Origin of the sequence: Dethiobacter alkaliphilus AHT 1 (genome assembly GCF_000174415.1) — a bacterium.
Lineage (GTDB): Bacteria > Bacillota > Dethiobacteria > Dethiobacterales > Dethiobacteraceae > Dethiobacter > Dethiobacter alkaliphilus.
Genome location: NZ_ACJM01000007.1, coordinates 120,986 through 136,047, shown reverse-complemented (window position 1 = coordinate 136,047; position 15,062 = coordinate 120,986). Strand labels below are relative to the sequence as shown.

Sequence of the window (15,062 nt, the reverse complement as noted above, 5' to 3'; positions counted from 1 at the left end):
ATAGTTCAGGAGGGAGGTCTGATTTTATGTGAGTGCACTTATAACTTTAGAAGGCGGTGTAGAGCTTTCGGGTCGTGTGCGGATTGAGGGTGCCAAAAATGCTTGCCTGCCCATCATTGCCGCCTCGCTCCTTTGCGAAGACCGTGTTATCCTTCACGACATTCCCCCGCTGGACGACGTACATACCATGTGTCAGGTACTGAATGCACTGGGGGCAGAGACGGATTATTTCCCGGAAGAAAAGAAACTGATTGTTGATCCACAAGATCTGGGCAAAGCGGAAGCGCCCTATGATCTGGTGCGCAAAATGCGGGCCTCTTTTCTGGTCATCGGCCCGCTGTTGGCCCGTTACGGACGAGCCCGGGTTTCCCTTCCCGGCGGGTGTGCCATCGGCATCCGTCCCATCGATTTGCATCTAAAAGGCCTCAAAGCCATGGGGGCCGAAGTGGTCATCGGCCACGGTTTCATCGAAACTTTGGCGGACAAGCTTTGTGGCGAACGGGTTTATCTGGATTTCCCCAGCGTAGGCGCCACCGAAAACATCATGATGGCCGCCTCACTGGCCGAAGGTGTCACCGTCATCGAAAACGCCGCAGAGGAGCCGGAAGTGGTGGATTTGGCCCGTTTCATAAATGCCATGGGCGGTAAGGTTACCGGCGCCGGCACAGATACCATCCGCATCACCGGTGTCTCTAAACTCTCCGGCACCGAATACACGGTAATCCCGGACCGCATTGAGGCCGGCACCTTCATGCTGGCCGCCGCCATCACCGGCGGCAGCGTAACGGTGGAAAATGTCATTCCAGAACACATTACGCCTTTGATTGCCAAGTTAAAAGAAACAGAATGTGATGTTTCCGAAGAAGATGGTCTTATCCATATTCAAAGAAACGGTCCGCTCAGAGCCGTGGATGTGAAAACCCTACCCTATCCCGGCTTTCCAACGGATCTGCAGTCTCCCATGATGGCGCTCTTAACGCGGGCCCAGGGCACCTCCGTTGTCACTGAGACTGTCTTTGAAAACCGTTTTATGCATGTGGATGAACTTTGCCGCATGGGGGCCAGGATTAAAATCGAAGGCCACTGTGCCGTGGTTTCCGGCAGAGACAAACTAATGGGGGCACCGGTAAACGCCACCGACCTCCGCGCCGGAGCCGCCCTGGTATTAGCCGGCCTGTCTGCTCAGGGACAAACCCGGGTGGGCTGTGTCTACCACATCGACCGCGGCTACTGGAACTTTGTAGAAAAGCTGCAAAGCCTGGGAGCCAAAATAAAACGCAGCGAACAGCCGTAATGACTGTTCGCTTTTTTTTGCCGTTCTACCCACCCGGTTTTCCTCATATATATATCTATCATGCCTTAGGAGGTTCATCCACAATGAGGAAACTGCCGCTGGTAATAATCCTGTTACTCCTCCTGATTATCATTCTACCTGCCCTGGTGGTCCGCGGCTGCCGCAATGAAGCCACAGAACCGCCACCCGCCGTAGACCGGGCTCCCATTGAATCTCCCGCCGGGGAAATTACCCTGCAGGTGTTTAACCATCACCTCGATGAAGTACAGACCATGACCCTGGAAGAATATCTGGTGGGCGTAGTTGCCGCTGAGATGCCCGCCTCCTTTGATATAGAAGCACTGAAGGCCCAGGCCGTGGTGGCCCGCACCTATACCGTAAACCAAATGCTTTCCTTTGGCGGCAAGGGATGTGACAAGCATGGCCAAACCGTGGACATCTGCACCAATTTTGCCCACTGCCAGGCCTGGGAGAGCGAAGAAGAATCCCTCAACCGCTGGCCCCAGGACGAAGGCCCCGGTTATTTAAATAAAATCCGCCAGGCCGTCCGTGAAACCGCCGGCGAAGTAGCTCTCCACAACAATGAATTAATCGATGCCGTCTTCCATGCCCACTGCGGCGGCCAGACGGAAAACAGCGAAGATGTCTGGACCACCGCCTTAGCCTATCTCCGCGGGGTAGACTGCCCCTACTGCGAAGGTACCCGCTGGTCGGAAACGGAGCATGTCTTTTCCAGTGAGCAGTTTGCCCAAAAATTGTTGCCCTATGTCTCCGCCGTCCCCGTCTCCTCCACCGGCAGGCCTCTTTTGGATGCCGCCACCCGCACTTCTTCGGGCCGGGTCCTGCAGCTTTCCGTGGCCGGTGAAGCGGTAAGCGGCCGCGACATCCGCACCGCCCTGGGCCTGCCCTCCACCAACTTCACCTGGCAGGCCACAGAAGATCAGATTATCTTTACCAATAAAGGCTACGGCCACGGCGTTGGCCTTTGTCAGTACGGCGCCGACGGCAAAGCAAAAGCCGGCAATAACTATAAGGAAATCATTGAATACTTTTATACTGATGTAACCGTAGATACCCTTTCCCCCTGATGTATAAACTCTCATAAACTGGGCAAACTACCTGCTTAGAGGTGATGTCCAGATGAAAAAACTAGTATCTCTTGCACCCCTGCGAAAACTCCGCCCCGGCCGTAAGGCCCTGTTAGTTATGGGTTACCTGTTGGTGGTTGGCATCCTGTTGGTAGCCGTCACCTATAACGGTATCTTTACCGAACCCCTGACTCAGGCGCCGGCAGACCCGGGCGCCGCAGAAACCGGTGTGGAAGATGATGCGGGCGTGGCAAATCCCCCGTTCAATGCTCTGGACGAGGAGGAAGAGAAAGAAGATGAAGCGCTGACAGAAGAGGAAGCAATAGCTGCCCTGGCCCTCCCCGACGGGCCCATGCTCTGGCCCCTGGAAGGGGAAATCCTCATCGGCCACCACGAACCCTATAAAGTGGGTAGCCAGTGGCGAGCCCACGCCGGCCTGAACCTGGAAGCGTCCTTAGAGGACGAAGTCCTGGCAGCCTGGCCCGGTATCGTGGAGTATGTTGGTAACGATTCCCGCTTGGGCTGGTTTCTTGAAATCCGCCACGGCGGCGACTACATCACAAAATATGCCAACCTGAAAGAAGAACCCTATGTCATCGTCGGTGACGAAGTAGACGCCGGTGACCTAATCGGCATCGTGGGCGACAGTGCCCGCATGGGAGCTTCCGAAGGAGCATTCCTGCATTTTGTCGTCTATCAGGATCAGGATACCATTGATCCGGTGGGCGTACTCTCTCCCCACTAAAACAGCCTCCGGGCTGTTTTTTTTGGTTCTTTTCATCCAGCAGAGGAATACAGTACTAAAAAGAGGAAAGTACGACTTCTTGTAGAATTTTACAGCCAGACTAATTCAATTTCGGAGGAAAAAATGAAATATTACTGGCTTATGGCCTTCATCTTAATATTCACCGTCGGGTGCCAGCCGGCAGAAAAGAACACATTCGAGTCTGAAAATCAACCTGCCGCCGCCATGCAGGAATTCCGCAAAGAAGAAGTGGCAAGCGTCTCTCCCCAAACCTATGAAGAGGAGCGGAAAGAAGAGACCGCCGAACCCGACCAAAATCAAAACCAGGATCCCGAACCTGCAATTGAACCGGAACCGGAAGTAGCGGTATCCACAAACCCAGCCAAAACCCCCGCCCAAACCCTGGAATGGGCGCTTACCCAACTGCCGGAAGACAAACGGCTGATGTTTTCCTTCTATGATTTTGCCACCGGCGAAACCCTCAGTCATAACGGCGACCGGGTAATTTTCCCCGCCAGCATGATAAAAACCCTCTATCTGGCCGTATTTTTGGAGGAAGTAAAGCATGAGCGGCAGTCTCTGGATGCGGAGTATATACTGCAGCAAAGGGATAAATATGCCGGCAGCACCATTGTGGGCGGTATGGGCCTCTTGCAGTATGAGCCCTCCGGGACAAAGGTGACTCACGCCGAGCTGTTGTCTCTAATGGTGGCCGAAAGCGATAACGTGGCCACAAATATCATCACCAATATTCTCGGCTTCCAACACATCAATGACCGGATTAAAGAATACGGCCTGAAAAACACCAGAGCCCACCGGAAAATGTTTGACCTGGAATCCGACCGCCCCCATAACCTCACCACCCTGGACGATTTAATCCAACTTTTGATTCTAATAGAAGAACAAGCCCTTTTTGACGGCCCCCTACACGAAAAAGCACTGGATATAAAGCGTGGCTCCAGCAAATGCCGCATCGGCAGGTATGCCCCGGAAGATGTGAAGGTGGCCAATAAACTGGGCAATACCGCAACCATCTTGGCCGACATGGCCATAATCCACTTTCCAAACAGGGAGCCCATCGCCCTGGCGGTGATGATTCAGGGTAAAAACCGCCACCAGATCGACGATGAAGCCAATGCGGAATTAATGGGACGCCTCTCGGAGCATATAATTAATTATTACCTGCAAAATTAACAAATCGCCTGCCCTCCGGGTAGGTAGTTTTTTTAATAAATATAAACAAAATATACTATTTAAGCTGTTAAACAAAGGGAGCCGGCGGGCTCTCTTTTCATCTGCCAAGCGTGATAATTTTCTGAATATAATTGCCGTAAAAGATTTGATTGTTATGATTGTGTCATAATTACCCCCCTATCACATATATTGTTTTAACAAAGTGAATAAAGGGGGCGGCCCAATGCAGGACTATATCGAGCAGCGCGTCCTGGAGATAAGCAATTATATACTTGAGACCGGAGCAACCGTCAGGCAAGTGGCCAAAGTTTTTGGCGTGTCCAAATCCACAGTCCACAAAGACGTTACCGAACGTCTGCCATATATTAACCGCTTTATTGCCCGCGAGATAAAAATGATACTGGAAAAGAACAAAGCGGAACGGCACCTTCGCGGCGGAGAAGCAACCCGTCAGAAATATACCGGTTCAGAGAAAGATTCGGAATAAAAAAAGGAAAACACCACCAGTTGGCGAATTATTTAGGGATACTTTTTTAGGTAGACAAGCCTGGAAAGCCAGAGGTGAATAAGTTGAATCTTGCGACCGATATGGGAATCGATTTAGGCACAGCCAGTGTGTTGGTTCATTTGCGCGGCAAAGGAATAGTCCTGCACGAACCTTCCGTGGTAGCCATAGAACAACAAACAAAGCAGGTTTTGGCAGTAGGGGAAGCTGCACAGCAAATGCTTGGCCGCACCCCCGGCAATATTATCGCCACCCGCCCCCTGCGTGAAGGCGTAATTGCCGACTTTGACATTACCGAAGTGATGCTGCGCCACTTCATCGGCAAAGTATGCGATAGGCGCCGACTGCTGCGCCCCCGCGTCATCGTCTGTATCCCCGCCGCCACCACCACGGTGGAACAAAAAGCGGTGGTGGAAGCGGTAATGCGTGCCGGCGTCCGTGACGCTTTCCTCATTGAAGAGCCCCGCGCCGCAGCCCTGGGCGCAGGTTTGGATATCTTCCAGCCCTCCGGCCACATGGTCATCGACATAGGCGGCGGCACCACCGATGTGGCGGTAATCTCCCTGGGCGAAACGGTGGTCACCGAAAGTGTCCGCGTGGGCGGTGACAAGTTTGATGAAGCCATTGCCCGCTACATAAAAAAAGAATTCAACCTGCTCATCGGCGAACGTACCGCCGAAGCCTTGAAAATAGAAGTAGGCACCGCCTTTAAAAACAACCGCCACAAAGAGATGGAAATCCGCGGCCGCGACATGGTCTCCGGCCTGCCCCGTTCTTTTATGGCCCACACCGAACACGTCCTGGAAGCAGTCCAGGAACCACTGGAATCGGTGGTGGAATGCGTTCGCCACGTTCTGGAGGTAACGCCACCGGAGCTCTCCGGCGACATCATTGACCACGGCATCGTCCTCACCGGCGGCGGCGCCATGATTGACGGCCTGGATAAACTAATCACCGCCGAAACCGGCGTTAACGTCTACCTGGCAGACGATCCAATCGGCAGCGTAGCCATCGGCACCGGTATCGCCCTGGAACAACTGGAAAAAATCAATCATACCCTAATTTCGCCCCGAAGGGCATCAAACCAATAAAATAAAAAACGGCCCTCAGGCCGTTTTTTTAGTCCCCAGCTTCGGAAAACGCTTTATCCAAAAGCTCATTCATCTCGTCATCTTCACAACCACAGCCGCAGCCGCCCAAAGTATGCAGCAGCTCCGCCAAATCCTCCAACTCACCCAACAGGTCGTAGTAATCGGTCATATCCATCAGGACCGCCTTAACCCGCTTGTTTTTAGCAATAAACACCGGGCCGTCCTGCAGGTCATCCAAAAGGCTATCCAACCGACGCTGTACCTCTGAGAGGTTCTTGATTCTGATTTTGCCCATAATTATCCCTCCATTTTCATCACGCGGGCCTTACCCGCCAAAACAACTTGTTCTTCCTGGTTCTTAATCACCGTCTCCAGCACCAGAATCCGCTTTTCTTCAATCTTTTCCAGCACCGTAGCAGTAGCCGTCAGCGTATCCCCGATAAACACCGGCTTGACAAACTTCATCTCCTGGGACAAATAAAGAGCATTGCGCCCCGGCATGTACATACCCACCAACGTAGATATAAAGCTGGCAGTCACCATTCCATGTGCAATCCGTTTGCCAAACCGTGTAGTTTTGGCAAACTCCTCATCCATATGGATGGGATTAAAATCGCCGCTGATGCCGGCAAAATTATAAACATCCGCTTCTGCCAGGGTCTTACTAAAAGAAGCCGAATCACCAACTTGGATATCTGCATACTTCAAATCTGCAACCATAAAATCCTCCTGAAGAATTCATTAAAATATTCTTCCACCCCCATAAACGATTTCCTGCCCGCGAATTGTATTACCGAAAAGATTTTTTCGGGGACTACAAGGAGGTAACAAAATGAAAAAGATCAGTATCCTGGTGGTAGCCCTGATGCTTATGGGGACCCTGTTTTCCACCACCGCCCTGGCAGTATCCATGCCAGTAGACCCACTGCAGCAGTCCATTATTGAGGTAGTTCCGGCAACCGGCGATACAGAGACAGAAGCCGATGCAGGGATCCTTCCCGATTCCCCATTCTATTTTCTCAAGCGTTTTATTGAGCAAGTCCAGCTAACTTTTACCTTTGAAGACGAGGCCAAAGCGCAAAGACTTATGGAATTTGCCCAACGCCGCCTGGCCGAACTGGAAGCACTGCCGGAAGAAAAACAGGCCCAATACGCCGAAAGCCTGGTAGACGCTTTCCTCACCTTCATTGAAAAGGCCGACGATCTTCTCGGTGAGCAGGAGCAGCAAGAGGATCCCAAAGATACAAATGATCCTCAGGAAGAAACAGAACTGGAAGAAGCCGATGATGTAAATGTGGATGTGGATGACGTAGATGGTGTAGAAGAAGGCGACGACAGTGCCGACCCCAAAGATGAAGATGGCCAAAAGGGCTCCGAAAAAGCCGCCGGGGAAAAAAATTCTCTAACCGTCTTAAGAGAGGTTCTTAACAAAGTGCCTGACCAGGCAAAACCCGGTATCCAACGCGCCATTGACGTAAAAGAAGCCAAAGCAGCCGGTGAAAGACCCGGCCCCAATCCAAACGCTCCGGGCCAACAAAAAAGAGTTCAGGAGCAGGAGCCCTCAGCTCCTGATAATGATACAGAAAAGCTGCAAGGAGATGTGGAAACCCAAGAAGCTCCCCCAAAGCCAGGGAATCCCAATCCTCGCGGACAAAGAAATCGCTAGTCCCATAATTTTTACGGGAACGGATATCCGTTCCCGTATTTTTTTTTCCAATTGTTCCAACCTAAATAGCAGGAAATTTCACAATCCGGAAGAAACTATTCCATAGCCATAAACGGGAGGTGGAGACTATGCATTCGTATATCGGAAATATCCATATTCATTCCTCGCATTCCGACGGTGCCCAATCCATTCCCGAAATAGCCAAAGAAGCCTCCCAGGCAGGCCTGGACTTTATCATTGTTACCGACCACGACATCATCCCCCTTTCCGACGAAGGCTACTACGATGACGTGCTGGTCCTCTGCGGCACCGAAGTAAACGATACCAAGCACCACTATTTAGCACTCAACGTCCACAAAGAAATCCCGCCCAACGACGAAAACCCCCAGCAGGTAATTGATGCCGTCAACGCCCAAGACGGCCTGGGCTTTATCGCCCACCCCTACGAGAAGGGCTCACCCCTGGTCCTAAATAACAGAACCTATCCCTGGACCGACTGGAGCGTCACCGGCTTTACCGGCATCGAAGTCTGGAACTGGAGCTCCCAGTGGCGAGACGGCGTCCAAAACATTTTCCTGGGCCTCTTCTATGCCTATCTCCACCCCACGGGCCCCATCACCGGTCCCACCCCGGAAGCCATGGCCCGCTTTGATGAAATCACCCGCAGCAGAAAAATAACAGCCATTGCCGGCTCAGACGCCCATAACTGGCCCATCCGCCGTGGCCCCATCCGCCGCGACATCTTCCCCTATCATTACCTTTTCCGCACCGCCAACAACTGCGTCCTGCTTTCCGAACCCCTTTCCAAAGACCTACCCACCGCCAAAGCACAAATCTACGAAGCTCTCCGCTACGGACGCTCCTATATCGTAAACCGCCTGGCCAGCGAAGCCACCGGTTTTGCCTTCTTTGCCACCTGCGATAACACCGAATTCCAAATGGGCGATACCGTCCCCCTCACCGACAACACCGCCCTCCACGTCCAGTGCCCCTTGGAATGCCGCGGCAGCACCACCATCCGTATCATCCACAACGGCACTCTCCTGGACGAAATAGACCGCTGCAACGTCGCCATCCGCGCCTACAAACCCGGTACATACCGCCTGGAAATCCGCCACGGCAAAAAGCCCTGGATTTTTACCAATCCCATTTATATTTCAAAAGCTTAGCAAAGAAGTTGACACGTCTGTCAACTTCTTTTTATGAACAAAATTTAACAACTAAAGTGCAGATGTTAACGCTTTTTCCTAAATATTGCCTGCCTGACAAAAAGGAAATCTACAGGTTTTGTCGAACTCAACAGGATATGTCGAAAAACACCTTTCCGGAGGTCTCTATGCAATTTAAACAGCGTATCCTTAATCTATTTAATAAGTTTAAAACGCTAAAAAAACCTTACCAGGTTCTCACCATATTATTAATACTCCTAATTCCGGTAACAGCCTACGCTTCCTGGTACTACTACCGTGTCTCCAAGCCCGCCGATCTGTTTGAACCAACCATCCCAGATTTCGAGCGCCCAGAGGAGTATGAATGGGACGCTGAAAGCTATTTCAGCCGCAACATCGTAAACATCGCCCTCTTAGGCTTTGACGGCAGTGAAGCTCGCGATGAACGCTACAGCATCTACCGCCCCGATACAATTAAAGTCTTTTCCGTCAACTTTGACGACGAGACAATAAACATAATAGATATCCCCCGGGATATTTACACTCGCATTGCAGACACTTCAACCCATGATAAAATCAACCATGCCTACTACTTCGGTCACCGCTATGGCGGCGCTGAAGGTGACGAAAACCGCCACCAAAAAGGCATCGATTATACCTTAAAAAGCATCAGTAATGTCTTAGGTGGTATTCCCTTAAACTACTACGTAGCTCTGGACATGGACGCTGTGGTGACTCTGGTAGACTCCCTCGGCGGAGTTCGCTTCGACATGCCCTTCGACCTGTACAATACCCGTGGCAGACTTGTGGCAGAAAAAGGTGAACAACTGTTGGACGGCTATCAGTACCTTTGGTACCTCCGCACCCGCGAAGTAGGCGGCGACGTAGGCCGCATGCAAAGACAGACCGAACTTCTAAAAGCCACATTAACTCACATCCGCAGTGAAGGGTTAGTAAGAAACATCCCTACCCTCTACAATTCCTACTATGATCTCATCGATACCAATCTTAATAACCAACAAATTATAGGTCTTGCTATGTACGGCATGGATTTCAGAAACGATGAAATCATCTCACACACCCTCCGGGGCAGAGGCCAGCACAAAGACGGCATCTATTACATGCTAATGGACCAACAACTAAGAGCTGAAATTATCAATAAAGTTTTCGACATCGACTTTCAGGTTCAACCCCAACAAACCTTAACAGATACCACGCCAAGTCCGCCTAAATCATTCACTGCAGAAGTAATAGATGACGACGGTACTCCTCAAATTCGTTTAACCTGGGAACCAGGTGATAACTTCAATCGTGAATATACTCTTTATCGTAGCACAAATGGTGAAGAAGATGTCCGTATCTCAAATAAACAGGAAGGTCGAACCTACTTTGATACAGACGTAAAGCCTGGAAGTACCTATAGCTACCGTCTGGAAGCGGTAAATCGGCGTGCTGTTTCCGATTCAGTAACCTCCAGCATTACCATCGAAGAAGCAGCAATGGCGGACCCTGAGAACGGGCAACAGCCGGAATCCGAGCCTGCTGAAGATGAAGAGGGCCGGCCAAAGGACGAGGAGACTGAAAAAGATTCTAAGCAGGACCGGGAAAAGCCAAATGAAGACTCAGATTCTGATTCCGACAATGATAATGACAATGACAACGACAATGACGAGCAAGAAAATGAAAATCCGGATGGTGACGAAACTGACAATGATAATAAAAACTCTGATGGTTAATTGATAAATATTGAGATAAAAAAATAGCAGGTGCCGGACTAATTTTGTCGAAATGTTTTTGGTCGCATAAAAATCGCTCGGCAGTTCATTGTATCTAAGAGAGAAAGATAGGTGCACATCTTTATTATGAGAAAATATATGCAGGATTTATTTAAACGAAAAGATTTGCTTATTTATTTGGTAACCTCAGGATTAAAAGCTCAGCATCGCAATACTTTTTTAGGGTATTTCTGGTGGCTGTTAGACCCATTACTAGGTGTGCTGGTTTACTACTTTTTAAGAATTGTTTTACTCGGTAGGGCAGGGGAGAATATAGTTCCTTTCCTTGTAATTGGGTTGGTGGTATTCCGCTGGTTTAGCTCAACAGTTAATTCATCTGCCAGATCCATTGCCACAAAGTCCCACATTATCAGCCAAGTTTATATGCCGAAAGTAATCTTCCCTTTAGCGGCCTCATTGACACAGTTGATAAACTTTTTGTTTGGTCTGATAGTAATAGCAATATTTTTAGCATTTTCCAGGCTTGCTCCCGGACCGGAGATTGTTTGGTTGCCATTTGTAATGCTTATTCAAATACTTTTTCACATGGCTTTAAGTTTAATTATGGGATATATTTGTGTGTTTATCAGAGATATTGAAAATGTACTGACTTACTTTATGAGAATTATGCGGTACGCTTCTCCTGTTATCTGGGAGGCAAGTCGTCTTCCGCCTAGATATCAGTGGGTAAGCGATGCCAACCCATTCTCACATTTGCTGATTTCTTATCGCAATATCATTATGTATCAGGCTATGCCTGATTTTTCCCGGCTGTTGCCACTAGGTGCTGTCTCATTAATTATCATCGTATTTATGATGTATTTTTATAATAAAAATGAGCATAAAATCATTAAGGTTCTATAAAATTAGGTGGTGCAAGATATGAAATCCCTTAGCAATGCAGAGGGGACAGAAAAGGTAATAACTGCCCAGAACTTAGGTATAAAATATGACTCCTCTCATCGCCGCGAAGATATTCGTTCGCTTAGCTTTGAGATTCTTTTAGGCAGAAGAATGAAGTCTGAAGATTTTTGGGCTTTAAATGGTGTTAGTTTTGACGGTTTTGCCGGAGAAGTATTGGGAGTTATAGGTTCAAACGGAGCAGGTAAAACCACCCTCTGTAAAACAATTTCCGGTATTTTGCGCCCAGACAAAGGCTCTATTAACATTAACGGAGAGGTCTCAGCCCTGCTTTCCATGGGGGCAGGATTTAAAAATGAACTAACCGGTAGAGAGAATGTTTTTCTAAATGGCATGATGCTTGGCATACCCAAAAAGGAAATTAAAAAGTTTTATAATAGTATTCATCAATTTTCAGGACTGGGAGACTTTATTCAGCAGCCGGTCAAGTATTATTCCAGTGGCATGAGAGCGCGTCTAGGATTTAGTATTGCCGCGATGCTTGAGCCTGAGATACTGGTACTAGATGAAACTTTAAGCACCGGTGATATGGAGTTTGGCAAAAAGGCTTCACAAAAGATAAAAGAACTGGTAGAAAAAGCCAAGATGGTAATTGTTGTTACCCATAATATTGGTTTTATTGAAAAGAATTGCACACGTGCTGTGTGGATTGATGCCGGCACAGTTAAAGCTGATGGTGCTCCTGAGGAAGTTGCCGCGCTGTACAAACAGTCAATCCCGGAAAGGAAAAAAAAGCGGAAAATTTTACAGGTCACAGAAACAATCTCGCAAGTTAAAGATAAAGAAGTTGTAACTGTAAAAAACCTGGGTGTTAAATTTAAGCTTGGCAAAAATACTTTTTGGCCCCTTAAAAACGTTGATTTCTCCATTAAGGAAGGAGAAATTGTGGGTATTATTGGGCACAACGGGGCCGGAAAATCTACTTTATGCCGTGCGTTATGCGGCATCTATAAGCCAGATGAAGGTAGCGTCAAAGTAAAAGGCGATACATCGGCACTGCTGGGCTTAAAGACAGGCTTCAATAATCAGCTGTCGGGCAGCGATAATATCATCCTTAACGGTTTAATGATGGGGATTCCCAAGAAAAAGATATTTGCCTTAAAAGAAGAGATCATTGATTTTGCAGAGCTTAGTGGCCATATTGACAAGCCAGTTAAACATTATTCCAGTGGAATGCGCTCGCGCCTTGGTTTTAGTATTGCTTCATCAATACAACCTGATTTATTTATCATAGATGAAGCCTTAAGCGCAGGTGATATCTCTTTTCAGGAAAAGGCCAGCGAAAGAATGCAGGAAATGATAACAAATGCCAGAGCTGTTATTGTTGTGTCGCACAGTAATAGTTTTGTAGAAAAAGTTTGCACTCGGGCTATTTGGATAAACAAAGGTGAAGTTATGTTTGACGGCGATCCCAAAGAGGCTGTGGCCCTTTACAAAAAACATGTTAAAGAAACAAGTAAGAAAAAAGCAAAGCTAGGATAGTTAGGTGTACTGTTATAAGCTTGAAACCTTTGGAGGCTAGAATATGTTGGCAAGAAAAGTAGATGTGGTTGTCTTGATGGCGGGGGAAGGACGACGCCTGAGACCGCTGACAAATGACAGGCCAAAAGGGCTACTTCTTTGTGAAGACGGCCTAAGTATTTTCAACCATTTAATAAAATCCTTTGTGTCGTGGGACTGGGATGCTACAATTATACCTGTAGTGGGCCATGGGAGGCCTAAGGTTATGGAGGAACTGGATAGCCTTAGCGACCTGGCAAAATTTGATCATGTATGCAATCCATTTTACGCAAATACCGGGCCCCTTATTTCTCTGTGGCTGGGCTTAATCCAGTCAAAAAATGATAGCGTGGTTATTGTAAATGGAGATACCCTAATTAAGGAGTCACTGGTAGAAAATATTGTAAAGTGGACCAATGCTCCAACTGACGTAAAAAAACCCACGGTTTCGTTATGTGTCAGCAAAGCAAGTCAATTTTACAAAGATGATATGAAAGTGATGTTGGACGAAAATGGCCAATTTGTTAAAGCAGGTAAAGACCTTAATGCTGCAAAATGCCGGTTGAAGTCAGCCGGTGTAATCTCTGTTAAAGATGCAAATAGTAAGCGAGCACTAAAATACATGGTTAATCAATTAATAATGAAACCGGATACCTCTCTAAAGAGCTACTATTGGCACAATCTTTTTAATGAGATTAAAGATGTATTTAAGATAGATCTATTAGAGGTTGGTTTAGATAGCTGGTATGAAGTTGATACTTCCGCCGACCTTAAAACAATGGTTTAAATCGGAGATTCATTGTGGACTTTCTTAAAAGTTTGAGCTTGCTGGATGGAGGATCACGTTGTCAAAAATTAATCTTCAAGTAAAGTCTGGTTTCTTCACAAATGCAGCTTTGACAGTATTGGATACAGTGAAATTTTTTGTGAAAAAATGCTTATATCTTTTCGGCTATCTGGTTTTTATTCCAATATCCTATCTGATGCCGAAAAAAAGATATGTCGTCTTAACTTCCAGGTTTGGAGATTTTGACGGCAGTTTGAAGTATTTTTATATGTATCTAAACGGCATCGATGAACCAGGTGTGGAGTTTGTTTTTCTCACAGAAAAAAGAAAAGTATACAGGAACCTTAAGGATAACGGGTATAATGTCTGGTATTACCCAAGCTTCCGCACCATTCTTCTAATGTTTCAGACATACCTGTTAATTGTAGACGGTAATGAATGGGCGAAAAACCTTAAATATTTTATCTTCTTTAAAGCAAGGAAAGTCCAGATCTGGCATGGTACAGGTCTAAAAACAATAGGGCTGCTAAAGCCGCAAATAAAAAGGTTAAACCCCATAGCACTAAGGCTAAAGAAAGAATATATTTATTATGATTTGCTAACTCTTAGCTCCCAGTACCAAGTAAAAATGCGCTCCAAGGCTTTTCGGTATGGAAAGTTGGTATTAAATGGTCTTCCCAGAAATGATATCTTTTTTGCACACCAACTAAAAGATCAAGTGCCAGGCAGCGACTATGAATCATTGGCAAAGTTTAATAAATTAAAGCAGAGCGGTTATTACCTTGTCACTTATGCACCTACCTGGAGAAGAAACGAACAAACTTTAAGCCAGTTAAAACTTCAAGAACTGGATCAGTTTGCGCGTCTGCATCAGTTTATTATTATCCTTAAATTACACCCCAAACACCATTGTGTAGTTGAGCCTTCAGATTATAGCAACATAGTTGAATATAGCAAAACAGCAGATATATACCCCCTACTAACACTAACAGATCTTCTTATAACGGATTACTCTTCGATTTACCTTGATTACCTTTTACTGGACAGGCCAATAATCTTTTTTCCCTATGATCGCCAAAGCTATGTAGGTGGGGAGAGGGAACTTCTACTGGATTACGACCAAATCACCCCTGGCCCCAAGTGCTACAATCAAAAAGAATTGCAGGAACAAATCCACCATCATCTAACAGGTGCTAAAGATCAATACCAGGCAAAGAGGGAAGAAATCTGCAAGATGTTTTTTCACTACCGGGATGGAAAGTCATCAGAAAGACTATGGAAGGCTATTAAAGAAAACTTTCTGAACTAGTATTCCTGAGAGTCCAAC

At 47.4% G+C, this 15,062-nt stretch carries 15 protein-coding genes; 13 read left to right on the top strand and 2 right to left on the bottom strand.

Annotation, left to right across the window (positions count from 1 at the left end; translation table 11 throughout):
- Nucleotides 1-28: 28 nt before the first annotated feature.
- The 6 genes from murA to mreB all read left to right on the top strand — a co-directional run bounded on the left by murA (nt 29) and on the right by mreB (nt 5,917).
- Nucleotides 29-1,294: a UDP-N-acetylglucosamine 1-carboxyvinyltransferase gene (gene murA, locus DEALDRAFT_RS08200; RefSeq protein WP_008516555.1), complete on the top strand. Its 1,266-nt coding sequence runs from the start codon at nt 29-31 to the stop codon at nt 1,292-1,294.
- A gap of 83 nt (nt 1,295-1,377) precedes the next feature.
- The gene (gene spoIID, locus DEALDRAFT_RS08195; RefSeq protein WP_008516553.1) at nt 1,378-2,382 is read left to right on the top strand and encodes a stage II sporulation protein D; all 1,005 of its coding nucleotides are present in this window, start codon (nt 1,378-1,380) and stop codon (nt 2,380-2,382) included.
- Nucleotides 2,383-2,434: 52 nt separating this feature from the next.
- Nucleotides 2,435-3,127, top strand: coding sequence for a M23 family metallopeptidase (locus tag DEALDRAFT_RS08190; RefSeq protein ID WP_008516552.1), 693 nt, complete (start codon nt 2,435-2,437; stop codon nt 3,125-3,127).
- 123 nt (nt 3,128-3,250) lie between these two features.
- The gene (locus DEALDRAFT_RS08185) at nt 3,251-4,321 is read left to right on the top strand and encodes a serine hydrolase (protein ID WP_008516550.1); all 1,071 of its coding nucleotides are present in this window, start codon (nt 3,251-3,253) and stop codon (nt 4,319-4,321) included.
- A 223-nt stretch (nt 4,322-4,544) separates the two neighbouring features.
- Nucleotides 4,545-4,808, top strand: coding sequence for a sporulation transcriptional regulator SpoIIID (spoIIID, locus tag DEALDRAFT_RS08180; protein ID WP_008516548.1), 264 nt, complete (start codon nt 4,545-4,547; stop codon nt 4,806-4,808).
- Between the two features lie 101 nt (nt 4,809-4,909).
- Nucleotides 4,910-5,917, top strand: coding sequence for a rod shape-determining protein MreB (gene mreB, locus DEALDRAFT_RS08175; protein ID WP_040378759.1), 1,008 nt, complete (start codon nt 4,910-4,912; stop codon nt 5,915-5,917).
- 28 nt (nt 5,918-5,945) lie between these two features.
- Here mreB and DEALDRAFT_RS08170 read toward each other — a convergent pair whose 3' ends face one another.
- Complete coding sequence (locus DEALDRAFT_RS08170) at nt 5,946-6,212, bottom strand: type II toxin-antitoxin system Phd/YefM family antitoxin (protein WP_008516546.1); 267 nt, start codon at nt 6,210-6,212, stop codon at nt 5,946-5,948.
- Nucleotides 6,213-6,214: 2 nt separating this feature from the next.
- Nucleotides 6,215-6,637, bottom strand: coding sequence for a MaoC family dehydratase (locus tag DEALDRAFT_RS08165; RefSeq protein ID WP_008516545.1), 423 nt, complete (start codon nt 6,635-6,637; stop codon nt 6,215-6,217).
- A gap of 112 nt (nt 6,638-6,749) precedes the next feature.
- On the opposite strand from DEALDRAFT_RS08165, the gene DEALDRAFT_RS08160 reads away from it, so the two are divergent.
- From DEALDRAFT_RS08160 to DEALDRAFT_RS08130, 7 genes are all read left to right on the top strand, one after another.
- Nucleotides 6,750-7,583: a DUF5667 domain-containing protein gene (locus tag DEALDRAFT_RS08160; protein ID WP_008516544.1), complete on the top strand. Its 834-nt coding sequence runs from the start codon at nt 6,750-6,752 to the stop codon at nt 7,581-7,583.
- Nucleotides 7,584-7,711: 128 nt separating this feature from the next.
- Entirely contained in the window at nt 7,712-8,752 is a 1,041-nt protein-coding gene (locus DEALDRAFT_RS16995; protein WP_008516543.1) for a CehA/McbA family metallohydrolase, read from the top strand.
- A gap of 167 nt (nt 8,753-8,919) precedes the next feature.
- A complete protein-coding gene (locus tag DEALDRAFT_RS08150) occupies nt 8,920-10,488 on the top strand; it encodes an LCP family protein (protein ID WP_008516542.1) in 1,569 nt (522 codons plus the stop codon).
- A 126-nt stretch (nt 10,489-10,614) separates the two neighbouring features.
- Nucleotides 10,615-11,391: an ABC transporter permease gene (locus DEALDRAFT_RS08145; protein WP_040378758.1), complete on the top strand. Its 777-nt coding sequence runs from the start codon at nt 10,615-10,617 to the stop codon at nt 11,389-11,391.
- A gap of 18 nt (nt 11,392-11,409) precedes the next feature.
- Nucleotides 11,410-12,930: an ABC transporter ATP-binding protein gene (locus tag DEALDRAFT_RS08140; RefSeq protein WP_008516538.1), complete on the top strand. Its 1,521-nt coding sequence runs from the start codon at nt 11,410-11,412 to the stop codon at nt 12,928-12,930.
- Between the two features lie 43 nt (nt 12,931-12,973).
- Complete coding sequence (locus tag DEALDRAFT_RS08135; protein ID WP_008516536.1) at nt 12,974-13,735, top strand: sugar phosphate nucleotidyltransferase; 762 nt, start codon at nt 12,974-12,976, stop codon at nt 13,733-13,735.
- 58 nt (nt 13,736-13,793) lie between these two features.
- On the top strand, nt 13,794-15,044 hold the full coding sequence (locus DEALDRAFT_RS08130; protein ID WP_008516535.1) for a CDP-glycerol--poly(glycerophosphate) glycerophosphotransferase: 1,251 nt from the start codon (nt 13,794-13,796) through the stop codon (nt 15,042-15,044).
- Nucleotides 15,045-15,062: the final 18 nt, after the last annotated feature.

Excerpts from the sequence above, each read along its gene's own strand:
- spoIID (WP_008516553.1), top strand. The coding sequence starts at position 1,378 with ATGAGGAAACTGCCGCTGGTAATAATCCTGTTACTCCTCCTGATTATC.
- DEALDRAFT_RS08190 (WP_008516552.1), top strand. The coding sequence starts at position 2,435 with ATGAAAAAACTAGTATCTCTTGCACCCCTGCGAAAACTCCGCCCCGGC.
- DEALDRAFT_RS08185 (WP_008516550.1), top strand. The coding sequence starts at position 3,251 with ATGAAATATTACTGGCTTATGGCCTTCATCTTAATATTCACCGTCGGG.
- spoIIID (WP_008516548.1), top strand. The coding sequence starts at position 4,545 with ATGCAGGACTATATCGAGCAGCGCGTCCTGGAGATAAGCAATTATATA.
- mreB (WP_040378759.1), top strand. The coding sequence starts at position 4,910 with ATGGGAATCGATTTAGGCACAGCCAGTGTGTTGGTTCATTTGCGCGGC.
- DEALDRAFT_RS08170 (WP_008516546.1), bottom strand. The coding sequence starts at position 6,212 with ATGGGCAAAATCAGAATCAAGAACCTCTCAGAGGTACAGCGTCGGTTG.
- DEALDRAFT_RS08165 (WP_008516545.1), bottom strand. The coding sequence starts at position 6,637 with ATGGTTGCAGATTTGAAGTATGCAGATATCCAAGTTGGTGATTCGGCT.
- DEALDRAFT_RS08160 (WP_008516544.1), top strand. The coding sequence starts at position 6,750 with ATGAAAAAGATCAGTATCCTGGTGGTAGCCCTGATGCTTATGGGGACC.
- DEALDRAFT_RS16995 (WP_008516543.1), top strand. The coding sequence starts at position 7,712 with ATGCATTCGTATATCGGAAATATCCATATTCATTCCTCGCATTCCGAC.
- DEALDRAFT_RS08150 (WP_008516542.1), top strand. The coding sequence starts at position 8,920 with ATGCAATTTAAACAGCGTATCCTTAATCTATTTAATAAGTTTAAAACG.
- DEALDRAFT_RS08145 (WP_040378758.1), top strand. The coding sequence starts at position 10,615 with ATGAGAAAATATATGCAGGATTTATTTAAACGAAAAGATTTGCTTATT.
- DEALDRAFT_RS08140 (WP_008516538.1), top strand. The coding sequence starts at position 11,410 with ATGAAATCCCTTAGCAATGCAGAGGGGACAGAAAAGGTAATAACTGCC.
- DEALDRAFT_RS08135 (WP_008516536.1), top strand. The coding sequence starts at position 12,974 with ATGTTGGCAAGAAAAGTAGATGTGGTTGTCTTGATGGCGGGGGAAGGA.